General features: G+C 69.1%; 18 protein-coding genes. 8 read left to right on the top strand and 10 right to left on the bottom strand.

Annotated elements, in window-relative coordinates:
• Nucleotides 1–77: 77 nt before the first annotated feature.
• The 6 genes from fabG to BpN12_RS19575 all read right to left on the bottom strand — a co-directional run bounded on the left by fabG (nucleotide 78) and on the right by BpN12_RS19575 (nucleotide 5033).
• Nucleotides 78–827: a 3-oxoacyl-ACP reductase FabG gene (gene fabG, locus BpN12_RS19600; protein WP_246797125.1), complete on the bottom strand. Its 750-nt coding sequence runs from the start codon at nucleotides 825–827 to the stop codon at nucleotides 78–80.
• A gap of 44 nt (nucleotides 828–871) precedes the next feature.
• Nucleotides 872–1804, bottom strand: a complete 933-nt coding sequence (fabD, locus tag BpN12_RS19595; RefSeq protein WP_246797124.1) for an ACP S-malonyltransferase — start codon at nucleotides 1802–1804, stop codon at nucleotides 872–874.
• Nucleotides 1805–1876: 72 nt separating this feature from the next.
• On the bottom strand, nucleotides 1877–2866 hold the full coding sequence (locus BpN12_RS19590; protein ID WP_246797123.1) for a beta-ketoacyl-ACP synthase III: 990 nt from the start codon (nucleotides 2864–2866) through the stop codon (nucleotides 1877–1879).
• Nucleotides 2867–3973: a phosphate acyltransferase PlsX gene (plsX, locus tag BpN12_RS19585; RefSeq protein WP_042624222.1), complete on the bottom strand. Its 1107-nt coding sequence runs from the start codon at nucleotides 3971–3973 to the stop codon at nucleotides 2867–2869. It abuts the gene before it with no gap.
• Nucleotides 3974–4108: 135 nt separating this feature from the next.
• Nucleotides 4109–4288 (bottom strand): 50S ribosomal protein L32, encoded by a 180-nt coding sequence (rpmF, locus tag BpN12_RS19580; RefSeq protein WP_012735017.1) that lies wholly within the window; start codon nucleotides 4286–4288, stop codon nucleotides 4109–4111.
• Between the two features lie 100 nt (nucleotides 4289–4388).
• Entirely contained in the window at nucleotides 4389–5033 is a 645-nt protein-coding gene (locus BpN12_RS19575) for a DUF177 domain-containing protein (protein WP_198252593.1), read from the bottom strand.
• A gap of 243 nt (nucleotides 5034–5276) precedes the next feature.
• Between BpN12_RS19575 and BpN12_RS19570 the strand changes: the two genes are divergently transcribed.
• Nucleotides 5277–5903, top strand: coding sequence for a Maf-like protein (locus BpN12_RS19570; RefSeq protein ID WP_425306353.1), 627 nt, complete (start codon nucleotides 5277–5279; stop codon nucleotides 5901–5903).
• Nucleotides 5900–6622, top strand: a complete 723-nt coding sequence (locus BpN12_RS19565; RefSeq protein WP_246797122.1) for an SAM-dependent methyltransferase — start codon at nucleotides 5900–5902, stop codon at nucleotides 6620–6622. The genes BpN12_RS19570 and BpN12_RS19565 overlap by 4 nt, the downstream gene beginning before the upstream one ends.
• Nucleotides 6623–6715: 93 nt before the next feature.
• Here the strand turns inward: BpN12_RS19565 and BpN12_RS19560 are convergent, their stop codons facing one another.
• Genes BpN12_RS19560 through BpN12_RS19545 form a run of 4 tightly spaced genes read right to left on the bottom strand, consistent with a single transcriptional unit; the run spans nucleotide 6716 to nucleotide 9813 of the window.
• Complete coding sequence (locus BpN12_RS19560; protein WP_246797121.1) at nucleotides 6716–7708, bottom strand: S49 family peptidase; 993 nt, start codon at nucleotides 7706–7708, stop codon at nucleotides 6716–6718.
• Nucleotides 7709–7763: 55 nt separating this feature from the next.
• On the bottom strand, nucleotides 7764–8147 hold the full coding sequence (locus tag BpN12_RS19555) for a Rieske (2Fe-2S) protein (protein ID WP_246797120.1): 384 nt from the start codon (nucleotides 8145–8147) through the stop codon (nucleotides 7764–7766).
• Nucleotides 8144–8803, bottom strand: coding sequence for an HAD-IA family hydrolase (locus tag BpN12_RS19550; RefSeq protein ID WP_246797119.1), 660 nt, complete (start codon nucleotides 8801–8803; stop codon nucleotides 8144–8146). The genes BpN12_RS19555 and BpN12_RS19550 overlap by 4 nt, the downstream gene beginning before the upstream one ends.
• 5 nt (nucleotides 8804–8808) lie before the next feature.
• Nucleotides 8809–9813, bottom strand: a complete 1005-nt coding sequence (locus tag BpN12_RS19545; RefSeq protein ID WP_246797938.1) for an RluA family pseudouridine synthase — start codon at nucleotides 9811–9813, stop codon at nucleotides 8809–8811.
• 722 nt (nucleotides 9814–10535) lie between these two features.
• Between BpN12_RS19545 and BpN12_RS19540 the strand changes: the two genes are divergently transcribed.
• The 6 genes from BpN12_RS19540 (at nucleotide 10536) to BpN12_RS19515 (ending at nucleotide 18167) form a co-directional block, all read left to right on the top strand.
• Complete coding sequence (locus tag BpN12_RS19540) at nucleotides 10536–13937, top strand: Rne/Rng family ribonuclease (protein ID WP_246797118.1); 3402 nt, start codon at nucleotides 10536–10538, stop codon at nucleotides 13935–13937.
• Nucleotides 13938–14195: 258 nt separating this feature from the next.
• Nucleotides 14196–15308, top strand: a complete 1113-nt coding sequence (moaA, locus tag BpN12_RS19535; RefSeq protein ID WP_246797117.1) for a GTP 3',8-cyclase MoaA — start codon at nucleotides 14196–14198, stop codon at nucleotides 15306–15308.
• Nucleotides 15309–15420: 112 nt separating this feature from the next.
• Nucleotides 15421–15975, top strand: a complete 555-nt coding sequence (mobA, locus tag BpN12_RS19530) for a molybdenum cofactor guanylyltransferase MobA (RefSeq protein WP_246797937.1) — start codon at nucleotides 15421–15423, stop codon at nucleotides 15973–15975.
• A gap of 118 nt (nucleotides 15976–16093) precedes the next feature.
• Nucleotides 16094–17359: a molybdopterin molybdotransferase MoeA gene (gene moeA, locus BpN12_RS19525; RefSeq protein ID WP_246797116.1), complete on the top strand. Its 1266-nt coding sequence runs from the start codon at nucleotides 16094–16096 to the stop codon at nucleotides 17357–17359.
• A gap of 38 nt (nucleotides 17360–17397) precedes the next feature.
• On the top strand, nucleotides 17398–17673 hold the full coding sequence (locus BpN12_RS19520; RefSeq protein WP_012735005.1) for a hypothetical protein: 276 nt from the start codon (nucleotides 17398–17400) through the stop codon (nucleotides 17671–17673).
• Nucleotides 17670–18167, top strand: a complete 498-nt coding sequence (locus BpN12_RS19515; RefSeq protein WP_246797115.1) for a GNAT family N-acetyltransferase — start codon at nucleotides 17670–17672, stop codon at nucleotides 18165–18167. Before BpN12_RS19520 ends, BpN12_RS19515 begins: the two co-directional genes overlap by 4 nt.
• Nucleotides 18168–18190 lie beyond the last annotated feature (23 nt).

The following is an 18190-nucleotide window of genomic DNA, read 5'->3' as shown; positions in this document are numbered from 1 at the left end:
GCCGGCGTTGTGGTTCGACAGGCGCCCAATGCGCCTTTCTCCATCCGTCACACGGCGCGGATGGTAAACGAATTCCGTTACGACATGTACATGCCGCCGTTCACGTGCAGCGTCGTGCCGGTGATGTAACCGGCCTGCGGCGATGCGAGGAACGCGACGGCGTGGGCGATGTCGTCGGTGCTGCCGAGGCGGCCGAGCGGAATCTGGGTCTTCAGCGCCGCCTGCTGTTCTTCAGGCAGCGTCTTGGTCATGTCGGTATCGATGAAGCCGGGCGCGACGCAGTTCACCGTGATGCCGCGGCTGCCGATCTCGCGCGCGAGCGCGCGCGTCAGGCCCGCGACGCCGGCCTTCGCGGCAGCGTAGTTGGCCTGGCCGGGATTGCCGAGCGAGCCGACCACCGAGGTGATGTTGATGATGCGCCCGCCGCGGGCCTTCATCATCGGGCGCAGCACCGCGCGCGAGAGGCGGAACACCGACTTCAGGTTGGTGTCGATCACCGCGTCCCAGTCGTCGTCCTTCATGCGCATCGCGAGCTGGTCCTGCGTGATGCCGGCGTTGTTGACGAGCACGTCGAGGCGGCCGAATTCCTTCACGGTCGCGTCGATCAGCGCTTCGCCGGCGGCCGCGTCGTTGACGTTGAGCACCGCGCCGCGGCCGGTCGCGCCGGCCTCCGCGAACGCGGCGCCGATCGCCTGCGCGCCGGCCTCGCTGGTCGCGGTGCCGATCACCGTCGCGCCCTGGCGTGCCAGTTCGAGCGCGATCGCACGGCCGATGCCGCGCGACGCGCCGGTCACGATCGCCACCTGTTTGTCGAGATTCTTGTCCATGTTGGTTCCGTGAAGCGGTGGAAGCGGAATACGTGGGCGCCGCGTTACGCGGTGACGAGCTTGAGCACGTCGTCGAGCGTGGCGGGATCGAACACCGAGGCGCCCGCGAGCGTGCCGTCGATGCGCTTGGTCAGCCCCGCGAGCACCTTGCCCGGGCCGCATTCGACCAGCTGCGTGACGCCGGTGCCGGCGATGTGCTTCACGCACTCGACCCAGCGCACCGGGCCGGCCGCCTGGCGCACCAGCGCGTCCTTGATCGCGGCGGGATCGGACACCACGGCCACGTCGATGTTGTTGACCACCGGGATCACCGGCGCGTTCACCGTGACGCCCGCCAGATAATCGCGCAGTTGGTCCGAGGCCGGCTTGAGCAGCGACGAATGGAACGGCGCCGATACCGGCAGCGGCAGCGCGCGCTTGGCACCCTTCGCCTTGGCCAGTTCGCAGGCCTTCTCGACCGCGGCCTTGCCGCCGGCGATCACGACCTGCGCCGGCGCGTTGAAATTGACCGCCTCGACCACGCCCTCGGCCGAGGCCTCGGCGCAGATGGCGCGCACCGTGTCGTCGTCGAGGCCGAGGATCGCGGCCATGCCGCCCTGGCCGACCGGCACCGCGCTCTGCATCGCCTGCGCGCGGAACCGCACCAGCGGCACGGCATCGCGGAACGCGAGCGCGCCGGCGGCGACCAGCGCCGTGTACTCGCCGAGGCTGTGGCCCGCGACGATCGACGGCGCCGGGCCGCCCGCCTCCTGCCATGCGCGATAGCAGGCGTAGGCGGCCGTCAGCATGACGGGCTGGGTATTGGTCGTCAGGTTCAGTTCTTCGGCCGGACCTTCGGCGATCAGCTTGCCGAGATCCTGGTTCAGTGCGTCGGACGCTTCCTGGACGGTGTCACGCACGACGGCGAGATCGGCGAATGCGTTGAGCATGCCGACCGACTGCGAACCCTGTCCCGGAAAAACAAAGGCAAATTTCATTTCGTCCTCATTGAATCGATTCGAGCGGCGCCCCCGCGGCAGCGGGCGCGGCCGCGAGGGGCGGCGTGGCGCTCAGAAGCGGAATACCGTCGCGCCCCAGGTGAAGCCGCCGCCGACGCCTTCGATCAGGACCGTCTGACCGCGCTGGATCCGGCCGTCGCGCACAGCCACGTCGAGCGCCAGCGGGATCGAGGCGGCCGAGGTGTTGCCGTGCTCGCCGACGGTGACGACCATGCGCTCCTGCGGCAGGCCGAGCTTGCGGCAGGTGCTGGTCATGATACGGATATTCGCCTGGTGCGGAATCAGCCAGTTGACCTGGTCGGCCGACAGGTTCGCCTTTTCGAGCGCCTCGACGGCCACCTTCTCGAGCACGTTGACGGCGAGCTTGAACACCGCCTGGCCGTCCATGTGCAGGAACGCGCTGCCGGCGATCACGCCGCCGTTCACGTTGCCCGGCGTGCAGAGGATGTGCGAGTAGCTGCCGTCCGCGTGCAGCGCGCTGCCGAGGATGCCCGGCTCGTCGGAAGCCGACAGCACCACGGCGCCGGCGCCGTCGCCGAACAGCACGCAAGTGGTGCGGTCCTTGAAATCGAGGATCCGCGAGAAGGTCTCGGCGCCCACCACCAGCGCGTTGCGGTGCTGGCCGCTGCGGATGAAGCTGTCGGCCGTGGCCAGCGCGTAGGCGAAGCCCGAGCAGACCGCCTGCACGTCGAACGCGGCGCCGCCGTTGCGGATGCCGAGCTTGTTCTGCAGCAGGCAGGCGGTGCTGGGAAAGACGAAATCGGGGGTCGAGGTGGCGACGATGATCAGGTCGATCGACTGCGGATCGATGTCGGCGGCTTCGATCGCGCGCTGCGCGGCGACCAGCGCAAGATCGCTGGTCGTCACGTCCGGATCGGCGAAGTGGCGGGCGTGGATGCCGGTGCGCGCGACGATCCACTCGTCGCTGGTTTCGATGCCGTCTTTCGCGAGGCGCTCGGCGAGCGCCTGGTTCGTGACCCGGTTGGCAGGCAGATGGCTGCCCGTGCCGAGCACGCGGGAATAGAGAGTCGATTGGGCCATTTAAGCTTTCGAGGACAAAGCGGAAGAAGGCTCGGCCTGCTGACCGGCGGACGGACCCGCCTGGCCGGCACCGCCCGCGTCGTGACCGCTTTCGCCAAGCGGCATCGCGTTTTCCGCCATGGCCCGGGAAAGGCGCTCCAGCACGCCATTTTTGACCGCATCATACCCGCGTTTGATGGCCCACTCAAACGCGTAGGCATCGGCCGAACCGTGACTCTTGATGACGAGGCCGCGCAGGCCGAGCAACGCCGCGCCATTGTACTGGCGATGGTCGACGCGCTTCTTGAAACGCAGCAACACCGGCAGCGCGAGCACGGCCATCAGCTTGGTCAGCCACGAACGGCTGAACTCTTCCTTGATGATGTCGGCGAGCATCTGGGCGAGGCCTTCCGAGGTCTTCAGCGCGACATTGCCGACGAAGCCGTCGCAGACGATCACGTCGACCGTGCCCTTGTAGATGTCGTTGCCCTCGACGTTGCCGCGGAAGTTGAGCGTGCTGGCGCGCAGCAGTTCGCCCGCGCGCTTGATCGTGTCGTTGCCCTTGATCACTTCCTCGCCGATGTTGAGCAGGCCGATCGACGGACGATCCCTGCCCTCGAGCGCGGCGACGAGCGCGTGCCCCATCTCGGCGAACTGCAGCAGGTGCTGCGGCTCGCAATCGACGTTCGCGCCGAGGTCGAGCATCATCGTGTAGCCGCTCGGGTTCGGCAGCGCGAACGCGATCGCCGGGCGTTCGATGCCGGGCAGCGTCTTCAGCACGTAGCGCGACACCGCCATCAGCGCGCCGGTGTTGCCGGCCGAGACGCAAGCCTGCGCCGCGCCGTCCTTGACGTGGTTCAGCGCGACGCGCATCGAGGAATCTTTTTTCCGCCGCAGCGCGATCTCGACGGAATCATCCATCGCGACCACTTCCGTAGCCGGGACGATCGAGAGCGTGGGCTCGTCGAGCGCCTTGAGCTTTTTCAGCTGGGCACGTATCGCGGTATCGATGCCTACCAGCATCAGATGCGCATCGGGGTGCGCACGGACAAACTTGACTGCCGCGGGAACGGTCACGGACGGGCCGTGGTCGCCTCCCATGCAATCGATCGTGAGCTTTACTGTCATGGAGTGCGACGAATTTCAGGCACAAAAAAGCGGCAGTTGAATGCCGCCTTTTTGTCGAGCCAGGAAAGTGTCAAGCGAACCGGTCGTCGTGCGAAGCGCCCGGGCATGGGCCGGACCTCGCGCGACGAAACGCGCTTAGTCGTTCTTCGTCTTGACGACTTTCTTGCCGCGGTAGTAGCCGTTCGGGCTGATGTGGTGACGCAGATGCACTTCACCCGTGCTCGGCTCGACGGCCAGCGGCGTGGTCGTCAGGAAATCGTGCGAACGGTGCATGCCGCGCTTCGACGGCGACTTCTTGTTTTGCTGAACTGCCATGACTAACTCCTAAAAATTTTCCGGATTCTAACACAGCCCGATACGGCGCCTAACCACATCCGGGCACTGCCGCCCGACGCCTTCCCGTGCTCCACCTACGTCAGTGTTTCTTGTCGCCGTCCCGCTTCAGCGCTTCGAGCGCCGCGAACGGATTGGGCCGCTTTTCACCGCCCTCGTCGCCTTCGCTTTCAGCCTCTTCGTCGGCCACGAAATCCTCGGCGGGGCCGCTGACACCCGACACGAGACTTTCATGCACCGCCGGACAGACTTCATGCTTCGGCACGAGCGGCAGCGAGAGCAACAGCTCCTCTTCGATCAAGTCGACGAGATCGAACTGGCGCGAACCCACGATCACATCGACTTCATCGTCCTCATCGAGCGGAATGGCTTCCGCTTCCTCCTCGGTCGCGACGATCCGATACACCATGTCGATATCGAAGGCCTGCGAGTACGGCGTCATGCAGCGCTGGCATTCGAGCCACGCGACGCCGTGCAGCGCGAGCCGCAGATACGGCTGCTGGCCTTCGCTGCCGTCGTCCTGCAGCTCCGACTGCGTCGAGCCTTCCGCCTGCCACGTGAACGCGGTGTCACGATCTGGCGCATCGGCCGGCACTTCGTTTAACATGCGCGGCAGTTGCGAGAGCCGCACCGCGCCGGCCGATTGCCGGGCGCTGCGCGCGAACTCGAACAGGTCGACGACGTGCGGATCGAGCGATACCGCAGGTTTGCCTGAAGAAGGATTCATGTGCGCTCCTGCCGTATTGTGCTTGCCGTCATCGACGTCGTACCGGATTGCCGGACGCGCCGGCTTGCGTACCGGGCCCGCGGCGATCGATCGAGGCCGGCATCCACGAGGCCAGCACCTACGAAGCCGGCACCCAATAACCGCTGCCGATGAAAAGCGCAAAACTATATCTGTTTTATCTTTTCGAGTCAATCACTTAAGACCCCGCCTCGCGCCACGCCGCGAGGCCCCTTCCGACGCGCCATGATGACCACGTTTTCCCGTCCGCCCAGGCTGATCCTGGCGTCCAGTTCCCGTTACCGACGCGAGTTGCTCGAACGCCTGAGGATCCCGTTCGAGGTCGCCACGCCCGATCTCGACGAGACGCCGCGCGCCGGCGAATCGCCGGCCGACACCGCGCTGCGGCTCGCCGCCGGGAAGGCGCGCGCCGTCGCCGGCCGCGTCGCCGCGCCCGAGGGCACGATCGTGATCGGCTCCGACCAGGTCGCGACCTTCGACGGCCGCCAGATCGGCAAGCCCGGCACGCACGAACGCGCGCTCGAACAGCTGAAATCGATGCAGGGCCGCCGCGTCGAATTCCATAGCGCGCTATGCGTCTACGACAGCCGCACCGATCGCGCGCAAGTCGAGGACGTGGTCACGCGCGTGCGCTTCCGCTCGCTGTCCGAGGCCGAGCTCAACGCCTACCTGCGCGCGGAGACGCCCTACGACGTGGCCGGCAGCGCCAAGTCGGAGGGGCTCGGCATCGCGCTGCTCGAGGCGATCGACTCCGACGACCCGACCGCGCTGGTCGGCCTGCCGCTGATCGCGCTCACGCGCATGCTGCGCGAGGCCGGCGTGGCGCTGTTCGGCGCGGAGGTGCGGGCATGACGAAGGGCACGCTCTATCTGATCCCGAACACGCTCGGCGAAGGCGACGCGTCGATGCTCGCGGCCGTGCTGCCGGCCGCCGTGCAGGCGCGCGCCGCCGCGCTCGGCTATTACATCGGCGAGAACGCGAAGACCACGCGTGCGTTCCTGAAGAAGATCGGTACCGAACGGCCGATCCAGGAAATCGAGATCCGCGAACTGAACGTGAAGACGCCGGCGGGCGAAATCGAGCGGCTGCTCGGGCCGATCCTGGCCGGCGCCGACGGCGGCCTCGTCTCCGAAGCCGGCGTGCCGGCCGTGGCGGACCCGGGCGCGCTGCTGGTGCGGCGCGCGCACGAGCGCGGCGTGCGCGTGGTGCCGCTGGTCGGCCCGAGTTCGATCCTGCTCGCGCTGATGGCCTCCGGCCTGAACGGCCAGACTTTCGCGTTCCACGGCTACCTGCCGGTCGACGCGGCCGCGCGCACGAAGCGCCTGCGCGAACTCGAACAGCAGTCGCGCAAGGCCAGGGAAACCGAGATCTTCATCGAGACGCCGTATCGCAACCAGGCGATGCTGGAAGCGCTGGTCGCGAACTGCGCGCCGTCGACGCTGATCTGCGTCGCGGCGGACCTGACGCTCGATACCGAGACGATCGTGAGCCGCAGCGCGGCCGACTGGAAGAAGGCGCCGCCGCTGAACCTGCAGAAGCGGCCGGCGATCTTCCTGCTGCTCGCGAACTGAGCGCAACGGCCGGCCCGCCGATGGTGGCGGCCGGCTGGCTTCCTAGGCCTCGCGCACCGGCGGCGGCGCACCTGCCCGGGTACCCGCGAGGCCTCAGCGCAGCCGGATCCCGCTGTCCGACAGCGCGGACTTCACCGCCCCGCCGCCGATCGCCGCGCCGAAACGCCGTGCCACGCGGTTGCTCAAGCTTTCCTTGACCGTGTAATCGACGATGTCGGGCGCCTTCAGCACGTCGCGCGCGACCGAGTCGGTGGTGCCGAAGCCGTCCGCGAGGCCGAGATCGACGCTCTTCGCGCCGGTCCAGAACAGCCCCGAGAAGAGATCCGGCGAGTCGTGCAGCCGCTTGCCGCGGCCGTCCTTCACGGCCTGGATGAACTGCGCGTGGATCTCGTCGAGCATCGCCTGCGCATGCTCGTTCATCTTCGGCGTTTCCGGCGAGAACGGATCGAAAAAGCCCTTGTTCTCGCCCGACGTATGCAGCCGGCGCTCGACGCCGAGCTTGTCCATCAGGCCGGTGAAGCCGAAGCCGTCCATCAGCACGCCGATCGAGCCCACGATGCTGGCCTGGTTGACGTAGATCTTGTCAGCCGCCGCGGCGATGTAATAACCACCCGATGCGCACATGTCGCTGACCACCACGTAGAGCGGCTTCGACGGGTATTTCTTGCGCAGCCGGCGGATCTCGTCGTAGACGATGCCGGCCTGCACCGGGCTGCCGCCCGGGCTGTTGATGCGCAGCACGACGCCGACCGTGCCGGAATCGTCGAACGCGTCGTCGAGCGCGGAGTTGATGTCGTCGGCGTTCGCGTTGGTGCCCGCCGCGATCTCGCCGTCGATCGTCACGAGCGCGGTATGGCGGCTGCTCGACAGCTTGCCGTCGCCCGAGAAGTCGAATACCGCGAACACGATCGCCACCACCAGGATCAGCCAGAGGAAACGGAACGCGATGCGCCAGCGGCGCGCCCGGCGCTGCTCGATGATCGCCGCCATCGCGATCCGCTCGAGCGCCGCGCGCTCCCAGCCGGGTTCATGGCCGGCGCCGCGCGCGGTGCCGGAGGAATCGGGAGAAGTCGGTTGGTCGGTCATGCGTGGGCCAGTGAGGGTCGAAAAAGAGGAATCGGCGACGAATCAGGCCGGCGGATCAGGGCGCCGGCGGCCGCAGTTCGGCATCGGGCAGCCAGTAGACGGCGCGGCCCTCGGGCGTGTCGCGCTCGTCGACCGCGACCGCGCGCAGCCGGGCGCCGCGGCACGGACCGCCGACGCACTTGCCGGTGTCGGGCGCGTAGATCGCGCCGTGCGTCGCGCACATCAGGTACAGGCCCGAGGATTCGAAGAACTGGCCCTCGTTCCAGTCCAGCTCCATCGGTACATGCGCGCAGCGGTTCAGGTAGCCGTAGGCGCGCCCGTCATAGCGAACGAAGAAGACGACAACCTCCTCGCCGCGCAGGCGAGCCGTCTGCCGCACGCCGAGCCCGCCGTCGACGAGCGCGTCCGACGCGCAGATAAATACGGCCTCGTCGCTCATGCGTGCAGGCGCAGCCAATCGGCCAGCGCGCCCACGTCGGCGGCGATGAAGCGCGGCTCCAGCGCGGCCAGCGACTCGGCCGGATGGGCGCCGTAGGCCACCCCGACGCCGGCCGCGCCGGCGCTCGCCGCCATCTGCAGGTCGTGCGTGGTGTCGCCGATCATCACGGTGCGCGCCAGATCCTGCCCCAGTTCGCGGCTCAATTCGTGCAGCATCGCCGGATGCGGCTTCGAGAAGGTTTCGTCGGCGCAGCGCGTGCCGTCGAAGAAGCGCGTCAGCTTGGTCTCGTCGAGCGCGCGGTTCAGCCCAACGCGGCCCTTGCCGGTCGCCACCGCGAGCAGGTAGCCGGTGTCGCGCAGTTCCTCGAGCAGCTCGCGCACGCCGGCGAACAGCTCGATGCGCGGGTCCTTGACCAGATAGTGGAACCGGTACCGCTCGGCGAGCCGCGCGTACTCGGACGGATCGAGCGTGGGCGCGGCAATCGCCAGCGCGTCGCGCAACCCGAGGCCGATCACGTAGCGCGAGGCCTCGTCGGACGGCGTCGGCAGGCCGAGGTCGCGGCAGGCCGCCTGGATGCTCTGCGCGATGTGCGCGGTCGAATCCATCAGCGTGCCGTCCCAGTCGAAAACGATCAGGTCAAATTGCTGTCGGGCCATGCGGTTCATGCGGCGGGTGCGCGCATGTCGTTGAGTTGGTCGAGGAAGCGCCGGCACTCGTCGGGCAGCGGCGCATCGAATTGCAGCGGCTCGCCGGACAGCGGATGCGCGAGCTTCAGGCGGTAGGCGTGCAGGAACATCCGTTTCAGCGACGGACGCGCGTTGGCGCGGGCCAGCGCCTTGTTCAGCGCGAAATCGCCGTACTTCGCGTCGCCCGCGATCGGCAGCCCGAGATGCGCCAAGTGTACGCGTATCTGGTGGGTCCGACCCGTTTTGAGTTCCGCCTCGACGAACGCGTATTCGGGCCAGCGCTCGATCAGGTTGAAGACGGTATGCGACGGCAGGCCGTCGTCCTGCACCCGCACGCGGCGCTCGCCGTCGGCGGTCGAATACTTGAACAGCGGCACCTTCACGGCGCGCCGGCGGCCCCAGTCGGCGGCCCAGTCGCCATGCGCGCAGGCGTAGTAGCGCTTGTCCATGCGGTTCTCGCGGATCTGCTCGTGCAGCGCGACCAGCGCCGAGCGCTTCTTCGCGAGCATCAGGATCCCCGAGGTCTCGCGGTCGAGCCGATGCACGAGTTCGAGAAACTTCGCGGTCGGCCGCGCGGCGCGCATCTGCTCGATCACGCCGAACGACACGCCGCTGCCGCCGTGAACCGCGACCCCGGCCGGCTTGTTGATGGCGATCAGCGCGTCGTCCTCGAACAGGATCTCGAATTCGACGGCCGGCACTGGCGCCGCCTCGCGCGCCGGATCGACGGCGGCCACGCGGATCGGCGGGATCCGCACCACGTCGCCGAACGCGAGCCGGTATTGCGCATCGATCCGGCCCTTGTTGACACGGACCTCGCCGCTGCGCAGGATGCGATAGATGTGACTTTTGGGCACGCCCTTGCAGACGCGCAGCAGGAAATTGTCGATGCGCTGACCGGCAGCGTCTTCACCGACTTCGACCATGGAAACCTGACCGCTTGCGACCGATTTCTGGGATATTTTGCCTAACTCATTCATACTGAATATAATTTTGCCCAGCTTTCCGCTGCGGGCGGCCGGATTGGCCGGTTCGGGCGGATTGCGCAAAGGCGCAAGCGCAAACCGCTATTTTACTTGCGCCCGGGGTCCGCTGCTCGCCCTGTACAAAAGAGAAGCAGCAAGTTGCACGCACGGCACCCCGCGCCGGCAGGGATCGCGCCCACAGGCGGATTCGGTTGGCGGTGTGCCGCGGTAACGGAAGGTTGGACAAAAAGAATTCAATTGGCAGCGGCGACCCGGCGCGAAGTAAGCCGGTCGCGCTGCCGGTTGCGAATATGACGGCGTGCGCCCGGTGTGGTCTCGCGAAGCGTGCGGAACCAGGCGACGTCAAACCAAGGTAGAACACCCCAGGCGGGGAAGTCGGGCTGGATTCGATACTCCCCGCTGCGGCCCGGCCGCAGCACATGCCGCCCCAGCGACGTCGCGCGCAACTTGCGCCGCGTGCTGCGTGCGGCATTGCCCGGCAGCAGGCTTAGCGCGCCGCATGGCGCGCGGGGTGGACACCCGTGCTTTGAAGCCGCGTTCGCAGGTGCCCATGGCCGCCGACCAGTCGTATCGGTCCGCGCCTCTTCAGGCAATTCTCCCGCCATCATTCCCGCTCCAGCGTGCTCGTGACAACACAACAAGGCGCGGCCTGCTGTCGCCCGCGTTCCGCCTGACAACCGGAACGCGCCGCCGGTAGCGCCGCCTGGAGCCGTTTTATGAAACGCATGCTGTTCAATGCGACACAGCAGGAAGAACTGCGTGTCGCCATCGTCGATGGGCAGAAGCTCATCGACATCGATATCGAAACCGCCGGCCGCGAACAGCGCAAAGGCAACATCTACAAGGGCGTCGTCACCCGCATCGAGCCCTCCCTCGAAGCCTGCTTCGTCAACTACGGCGAAGACCGCCACGGCTTCCTGCCGTTCAAGGAAGTCGCCCGCCAGTACTTCCGCGACGGCGTGGACATGCGCTCCGCGCGGATCCAGGATGCGCTGCGCGAAGGCCAGGAGCTGATCGTCCAGGTCGAGAAGGAAGAACGCGGCAACAAGGGCGCCGCGCTGACCACCTTCATCTCGCTGGCCGGCCGCTACCTGGTACTGATGCCGAACAACCCGCGCGGCGGCGGCGTGTCGCGCCGCATCGAAGGCGACGAGCGTCAGGAACTGCGCGAAACCATGGCGCAGCTCGAAATCCCCGAGGGGATGAGCATGATCGCCCGCACCGCGGGCATCGGCCGCAGCGCCGAGGAACTGCAGTGGGACCTGAACTACCTGCTGCAGCTCTGGCACGCGATCGAGGCCGCCTCGAAGAGCGGCCACTCGGGCCAGCCGATGCTGATCTACCTGGAATCGAGCCTCGTGATCCGCGCGATCCGTGACTATTTCCAGCCCGACATCGGCGAAATCCTGATCGACACGACCGAGATCCACGATCAGGCGCGTGCATTCATGGACATCGTGATGCCCGACAACGTCGGCAAGGTGAAGCGCTACCACGACGACGTGCCGCTCTTCTCGCGCTTCCAGATCGAGCACCAGATCGAGACCGCGTACTCGCGCACGGTGCCGCTGCCCTCGGGCGGCGCGATCGTGATCGACCACACCGAGGCGCTGGTCGCGATCGACGTGAACTCGGCGCGCGCCACCAAGGGCGCCGACATCGAGGAAACCGCCACCCGCACCAACCTCGAAGCTGCCGACGAAGTCGCACGCCAGCTGCGCCTGCGCGACCTCGGCGGCCTGATCGTGATCGATTTCATCGACATGGAATCGGCCAAGAGCCAGCGTGAGGTCGAGCAGCGCCTGAAGGACGCGCTCAAGCACGACCGCGCGCGCGTGCAGATGGGCAAGATCTCGCGTTTCGGCCTGATGGAGCTGTCGCGCCAGCGGCTGCGCCCGGCGCTGTCGGAAGGCAGCCACGTGACCTGCCCGCGCTGCAACGGCACCGGTCACATCCGCGATACCGAATCGTCGGCGCTGCAGGTCCTGCGCATCATCCAGGAAGAGGCGATGAAGGAGAACACCGCGGCGATCCATTGCCAGGTGCCGGTCGAAGTCACCGCCTTCCTGCTCAACGAAAAGCGTCAGGAAATCAACAAGATCGAGTCGCGCTTCAAGGTCGGCATCGTGCTGATCCCGAACAAGCACCTCGATACGCCGCACTACAAGCTCGAACGCCTGCGCCACGACGACGTACGCCTCGACGATCCGCGCGCCTCGTGGAAGATGGCCGAGGAAGCGGCTCGCGAACTCGAGTCGGAAACCGGCTACAGCAAGCGCACCGGCGACGTGAAGCCGAAGCAGGAAGCGGCCGTCAAGGGCATCACGCCCGAGCGTCCGGCACCGGGCGCGCCGCAGCGCGAGGCCGCGCCGGCGCCGGTGGCCGCTCCGGTCGCACCGGCGCCCGCTCCGGTCGCCGCGTCGGGCGGTGGTTTCTTCGGCTGGATCAAGAGCCTGTTCGGCGGCCAGCCGGCCGCCCCGGCTCCGGCCCCGGCGCCCGTCAAGGACGTGGCGGCGGAAGCGCGTCCGGCCCGCGAGCGCGGCGAGAAGTCCGAGCGCGGCGAACGCGGCGGCGATCGCAACCGCAATCCGAATCGTCGCAACGGCCAGCCGGCCGGCGCGCGCGACGCGCAACCGGCGGTGGCCGGTGGCCGTGCGCCGCAGGCACGCGGTGAACGCGAGGGCAAGGAAGGCCGCGAGCCGCGTGAAAACCGCGGTGAGGCACGCGAAGGCCGCGGCAATCGCGAACCGCGCGAGGCACGCGAAGGCCGTGAGGGTCGCGAACCGCGCGAAGTGCGCGAACCGCGTGAGGCACGCGAGCCGCGCGAAGGCCGTGAGCCGCGCGAGGCACGCGAGCCGCGTGAAAACCGCGAGCCGCGTGAACGCGTGGTGACGGCCGACGGCGCGGAAGCCCCGCGCCAGCAGGAACGACGCGAGCGCGGCGAGCGCCGCAAGGCCGTGCCGCACGCGGCCACGCTCGAAACCGTGAATCGCGGTGAGACGGCGCACACGGAAGCGACGGAAGACGCGGATCCGCTGGCACCGGGCGCCGAGTTCGCCGCCGACGCCGAAGCCGGCGCGCGTGACGGCGAGGAACGCCGCCGTCGCCGCCGCGGCCGTCGTGGTGGTCGCCGCGATCGCGAGGAAGGCGTGGCGGGCGCCGCGCCGGAAGGCGCGGAAGCGGGTGAAGGCGCCGAGCAGGCAGCGGAAGCCGAAGCGGGTCATGCCCACGACGCCGACGCACCGGTGGTGGCAGCCGTCGCCACCGTGACGGCCGCCACGGCCGCAGTCGCCACTGAAGCGCTGGCCACGCATGCCGCGGAAACGGCCCAGGCCGAAGCGACGCCGGTCGAGGCAACGCCGGCTGAAACGGCATCGGCCGCGATCGAGCCGGCACCGGCTGCGATCACGCCGGCACCGGCCGAGCAGGCCGTGACGCCTGCCGCCGAGCCCGTCGTGCCGGCCACGCCGGCCCCGGTGGAACCGGCCCCCGCGGCCGAACCCGCGCCGGTCGAGACGGCCCCGCAGGAAGCCGCACCGGCCGCACCGGTCGAGGTGAGCGAAACGCCGGTCACGCCGACGGCACCGATCGTCGAACCGGCGGCTCCGGCAGTCGAGCCGGCCCAGGCCGCGCTGTTCGAACCGGCACCGGTGCCGACCGCGGTCGAGCCGGCCGCCGAGGCAGCACCGGCCGCCGAATCGGCACCGGAAGCGGCACCGGCCGAGCCCGCGGTGGCGGACGCCGTGCCGCTGATCGCGCCCGCGCCGGTCGAACCGGCTCCAGTCGCGAACGAACCGCAGGTGGCGGCCGAGCCGGCACCGGTGGCGGCCGCCGAGCCGCAGCCGGTCGCACCGACCTATGCTCCAGCGCCGGTCGAAACCGCCGCGGCGCCGCAAGCGGCCCCTGCTCCGGCCCCCGCACCGGCGTCGCGCGGCCTCGAAGCCGCGCTCGACGCCGCCGGCCTGACCTGGGTCAACACTGACGCGGACAAGCTGCGCGCCGCCCAGCAGGCCGCCGCGCAGATCGCCCCGACGGTGCGCGCTCCGCGTGAGCGCAAGTCGCTGCCGCCGGTCGACCCGACGCCGATGCAGCAGGTCGAGACCCGTTCGCAGCAGTAAGCGACACCGGCTTGAGACCCCGCAAACCCGCCCTCCCGAGGGCGGGTTTTTTCATGCCCGCGCGCTTTGCGTGGATTTCACTCGGATTTCGCGCGCGCCACGCCGCCTCACCGCCGTTTCGCGCGTGCTTCACGCGTCCCCAGCCCGGCACGCCGCCATCTGTGCTCTTTTCCTAGGGGTTTGCGTGCGCCGGTCCGATCGGCCGCTTGCCGTTAAAATGACGGCTTGGTCGTCATTTTCGAACGAGCTTCAGTCACCATGTCCCAACGCATCATCCCGGTCACCGACGTCAGCGGCATTCCGGATATCTCCGGCACCCCGTTCGCGCCGAGCGGCATCCTGCGCGACACTCTCGCGCGGCCGTTGCGGGATCTGCGCATCTCGGTCACCGATCGCTGCAACTTCCGCTGCGTCTACTGCATGCCGCGCGACGTGTTCGACAAGGACTACCCGTTCCTGCCGCACAGCGCGCTGCTTTCGCTCGAGGAGCTCGAGCGCGTGGCGCGGATCTTCGTCGCGCACGGCGTCGAGAAGATCCGCATCACCGGCGGCGAGCCGCTGCTGCGCAAGAACCTCGAATTCCTGATCGAGCGGCTCGCGCGGATGGAAACGGTGGACGGCCGCCCGCTCGACCTGACGCTGACGACCAACGGCTCGCTGCTCGCGCGCAAGGCACGCAGCCTGCGCGACGCGGGCCTGACGCGCGTCACGGTCAGCCTCGACGCACTCGACGACACGCTGTTCCGCCGCATGAACGACGCCGATTTCGCGAGCGCCGACGTGCTCGAAGGAATTTTTGCCGCGCAGGACGCCGGGCTCGCGCCGATCAAGGTCAACATGGTGGTCAAGCGCGGCACCAACGACGCCGAGATCGTGCCGATGGCGCGCCGCTTCAAGGGCACCGGCATCGTGCTGCGCTTCATCGAATACATGGACGTGGGCACCTCGAACGGCTGGAACATGACCGACGTGCTGCCGTCGGCCGAGGTGCTCGAACGGATCGACGCGCAGTTCCCGCTGGTGCCGCTCGAAGCGCATTCGGCGGCCGAAACCGCGCAGCGCTGGGGCTATGCGGACGGCAGCGGCGAGATCGGCGTGATCTCGAGCGTCACGCGCGCGTTCTGCGGCGCCTGCACGCGCGCGCGGCTGTCGACCGAAGGCAAGCTCTATCGGTGCCTGTTCGGCTCGTCGGGCCACGACCTGCGCGCGCTGCTGCGCAACGGCGCCACCGATGCGCAGCTCGCGACCGCGGTCGCGCGGATCTGGCAGGCGCGCGACGATCGCTATTCGCAACTGCGCGGCACCGCGCAGGCCGGGCAGCGCGCCGACGCCGGCGCACCGCGCGTCGAGATGTCCTACATCGGCGGCTGAGCGCTGTCGCCGCCCGCCTCGCCCCGCTCCCGTGATCGCTCCCGCGCCGTTGCCACATGACGCCACACGGCCATTGACCGGCCTGCTGCTGGCCGGCGGCCAGGGCTCGCGCATGGGCGGCGTCGACAAGGGGCTGCAGCCGCTGCGCGGCGAACCGCTCGCGCTGCACGTGCTGCGCCGGCTCGCGCCGCAGGTCGCGGCGATCGTGATCAGCGCGAACCGCAACCCCGACGCCTACGCGACGCTGGGCCATCCCTACGGCGCGCGGATCGTCGCCGACGCGACGCCGGGCTTCGCGGGGCCGCTGGCCGGCCTGCTCGCGGGCCTGCGCGCGGCGGCCACGCCGCTCGTGCTGAGCGCGCCGTGCGACACCCCCTATCTGCCGGACGACCTGGCCACGCGCCTGCTGGCCGCGCGCGAAGCAAACAGCGCCGCGATCGCGATGGCCGTCAGCGTGGCAGCCGACGGCCGCACCCATCCGCAGCCGACCTTCGCGCTGGTGCCCGTCGCGCTCGCCGACGATCTCGAGGCCGCGCTGGCGTCCGGCGAGCGCCGCGTGCGCGCGTGGTACGCACGCCACACGGCCATCGAAGTGCCATTTGACAACGAGCGCGCGTTTTACAATGCCAACTCTTTGCAGGAATTGACACGCCTCGAACGCGACTGACGGCGGCCCGCGTTTCATCCGCCGCCGCCCGCTTCCGTCGACGCGACCCGCCGCTGCGGCACGCCGCTGCCGCCTGCCGGCGCGAACCCGATCCCCGCCTCGCGGCGCTCCTTCAGCCATGACCACGCCACCGTCTCCCGAAACCCTGTCCGTCGAAGCCGCGCGCACGCTGGCGCTGCATGCGATCGTGCCGGTCGCGGAAACGGAACGCGTCGCGCTGCACGACGCGCTCGGCCGCGTGCTCGCCGACGCCATCAGGTCGCCGCTCGACGTGCCCGCCTACGACAACGCGGCCATGGACGGCTACGCGTTCGCCGGCGCGGCGCTCGCGACCGCGGCGAACGGCGAACTCGCGCTGCCGGTCGCCGGCATCGCGCTGGCCGGCCATCCCCACGCGGGCGCCTTGCCGCCCGGCGCCTGCATCCGGATCATGACGGGCGCGCCGCTGCCGGCCGGCAGCGACACCGTGATCGCGCAGGAGCGCGTGAACGCGACCGATACGCTGGTGCGCTTCGCGGCGAACGCGGTCGCGCCCGGCGCCAACTGCCGCCGCGCCGGCGAGGATCTCGCGCGCGGCTCGATCGTGCTCGAAGCCGGACGGATCGTGCGGCCCGCCGATCTCGGCCTGCTCGCCTCGCTCGGCATCGGCCTAGTCCACGTGCGGCGCCGGCTGCGCGTGGCGTGCCTGTCGACCGGCGACGAGCTGCGCGCGCCGGGCGAGCCGCTCGGCGCCGGCGGCCGTTACGACAGCAACCGCGCGACACTGTTCGGGATGCTCGCGGCGCTCGGCATCGAGGTATTGGATGGCGGGATCGTCGGCGACGATCCCGCCGCGCTCGAAGCGGCGCTGCGCGACGCGGCCGCGCGCGCCGACGTGGTGATCACCTCGGGCGGCGTATCGGTGGGCGACGCCGATTTCACGCGCGAGCTGCTCGAACGTCTTGGTGAGATCCGCTTCGCGAGCCTCGCGATGCGGCCGGGCCGGCCGCTCGCCTGCGGGCGCCTCGCACCGACCGCGCCGGGCGCGCGCGCGGCGCTGTTCTTCGGGCTGCCCGGCAACCCGGTGGCGGTCGCCGCGACGTTCCAGGTGATCGTGCGCGACGCGCTGCTCGCCATGATGGGCGCGCGGACCGAGCCGGCCCCACGCTATCCGGCACGCACCAGCGCGGCGATCGACACGCGCGCGGGCCGCACCGATTTCCTGCGCGGCGTGGCCAGCCGCGAACCGGACGGCGCGTGGCGCGTCGCCCCGGCGGGCTCGCAGAGCTCGGCGTCGCTGAAGGGCCTCAGCGACGCGAACTGCTTCATCGTCGTGGGCGCCGACCTCGCCCGCGTCGAAGCCGGCGACAGCGTCGAGATCCTGCCGTTCGCCGGCGCACTCTAAGCAACGATTATTTTCAGCACTTACGGGGCAACTCGATTATGAAAAAGCAAATCTCCTCGATCGCGGCAGGGCAGACGGCCAAGGCACTGATCCTCGTCTACCTGACGTTCAGCGTGCCGATCGTGCTGCTCGGCATCGTCGTCGCGTTCGTGCGCTACGGGTCGGTCGAGCTGAGCACCATCTTCAGCGCGCTGCTGCTGAACGCGATCATCGGCTTCGTGCTGCTGTGGATCGCCTGCCACGCCTACAACTGGGTCGCGTCGCGCTTCGGCGGTATCGAGATCGTGCTGTCGGACGTGCCGGAGGAAGCATGAAATTCGAGATCCGCGACGCAGCACCGAGCGACGTCGCGGCACTCATCGCGCTGACCCGCGAACTCGCCGAATTCGAGTCGCTGACGCATCTGTTCGTCGCGACCGAGGCCGATCTGGCCGATGCCCTGTTCGGGAAAAACCCGGCCGCCGGCGCGCTGGTGGCCACGCATGACGACGACGTGATCGGCTATGCGCTCTACTTCCAGAATTACTCGACCTTCGTCGGCAAGCGCGGCCTCTATCTGGAAGATCTCTACGTGAAGCCGGCCTGCCGCGGCACCGGGCTCGGCACGCGGCTGCTGCGCGCGGTCGCGGCGCTCGCGGTCGAACGCCGCTGCGGCCGCTTCGAGTGGACCGTGCTTGATTGGAACCGCCAGGCGATCGATTTCTACGAACGGATGGGCGCGGTGGTCCTGCCGGACTGGCGCGTGGTGCGCGTGACGGGCGACGCGCTCGACGCGCTCGCGCAATCGCTGCACGACGACGACTATTGAGCCGGACGGCGCGCGCCGTCCGT

The sequence above is a fragment of the Burkholderia perseverans genome, from assembly GCF_022870505.1.
In the GTDB taxonomy this organism is placed as follows: Bacteria; Pseudomonadota; Gammaproteobacteria; order Burkholderiales; family Burkholderiaceae; genus Burkholderia; species Burkholderia plantarii.
Note: the sequence above shows the minus strand (reverse complement) of the source record. Positions and strands in the feature narration are given on the sequence as shown.

Coding starts and splice junctions, on each gene's coding strand:
- fabG (WP_246797125.1), bottom strand. CDS start 827: ATGGACAAGAATCTCGACAAACAGGTGGCGATCGTGACCGGCGCGTCG.
- fabD (WP_246797124.1), bottom strand. CDS start 1,804: ATGAAATTTGCCTTTGTTTTTCCGGGACAGGGTTCGCAGTCGGTCGGC.
- BpN12_RS19590 (WP_246797123.1), bottom strand. CDS start 2,866: ATGGCCCAATCGACTCTCTATTCCCGCGTGCTCGGCACGGGCAGCCAT.
- plsX (WP_042624222.1), bottom strand. CDS start 3,973: ATGACAGTAAAGCTCACGATCGATTGCATGGGAGGCGACCACGGCCCG.
- rpmF (WP_012735017.1), bottom strand. CDS start 4,288: ATGGCAGTTCAGCAAAACAAGAAGTCGCCGTCGAAGCGCGGCATGCAC.
- BpN12_RS19575 (WP_198252593.1), bottom strand. CDS start 5,033: ATGAATCCTTCTTCAGGCAAACCTGCGGTATCGCTCGATCCGCACGTC.
- BpN12_RS19570 (WP_425306353.1), top strand. CDS start 5,277: ATGATGACCACGTTTTCCCGTCCGCCCAGGCTGATCCTGGCGTCCAGT.
- BpN12_RS19565 (WP_246797122.1), top strand. CDS start 5,900: ATGACGAAGGGCACGCTCTATCTGATCCCGAACACGCTCGGCGAAGGC.
- BpN12_RS19560 (WP_246797121.1), bottom strand. CDS start 7,708: ATGACCGACCAACCGACTTCTCCCGATTCCTCCGGCACCGCGCGCGGC.
- BpN12_RS19555 (WP_246797120.1), bottom strand. CDS start 8,147: ATGAGCGACGAGGCCGTATTTATCTGCGCGTCGGACGCGCTCGTCGAC.
- BpN12_RS19550 (WP_246797119.1), bottom strand. CDS start 8,803: ATGGCCCGACAGCAATTTGACCTGATCGTTTTCGACTGGGACGGCACG.
- BpN12_RS19545 (WP_246797938.1), bottom strand. CDS start 9,813: ATGAATGAGTTAGGCAAAATATCCCAGAAATCGGTCGCAAGCGGTCAG.
- BpN12_RS19540 (WP_246797118.1), top strand. CDS start 10,536: ATGAAACGCATGCTGTTCAATGCGACACAGCAGGAAGAACTGCGTGTC.
- moaA (WP_246797117.1), top strand. CDS start 14,196: ATGTCCCAACGCATCATCCCGGTCACCGACGTCAGCGGCATTCCGGAT.
- mobA (WP_246797937.1), top strand. CDS start 15,421: ATGGGCGGCGTCGACAAGGGGCTGCAGCCGCTGCGCGGCGAACCGCTC.
- moeA (WP_246797116.1), top strand. CDS start 16,094: ATGACCACGCCACCGTCTCCCGAAACCCTGTCCGTCGAAGCCGCGCGC.
- BpN12_RS19520 (WP_012735005.1), top strand. CDS start 17,398: ATGAAAAAGCAAATCTCCTCGATCGCGGCAGGGCAGACGGCCAAGGCA.
- BpN12_RS19515 (WP_246797115.1), top strand. CDS start 17,670: ATGAAATTCGAGATCCGCGACGCAGCACCGAGCGACGTCGCGGCACTC.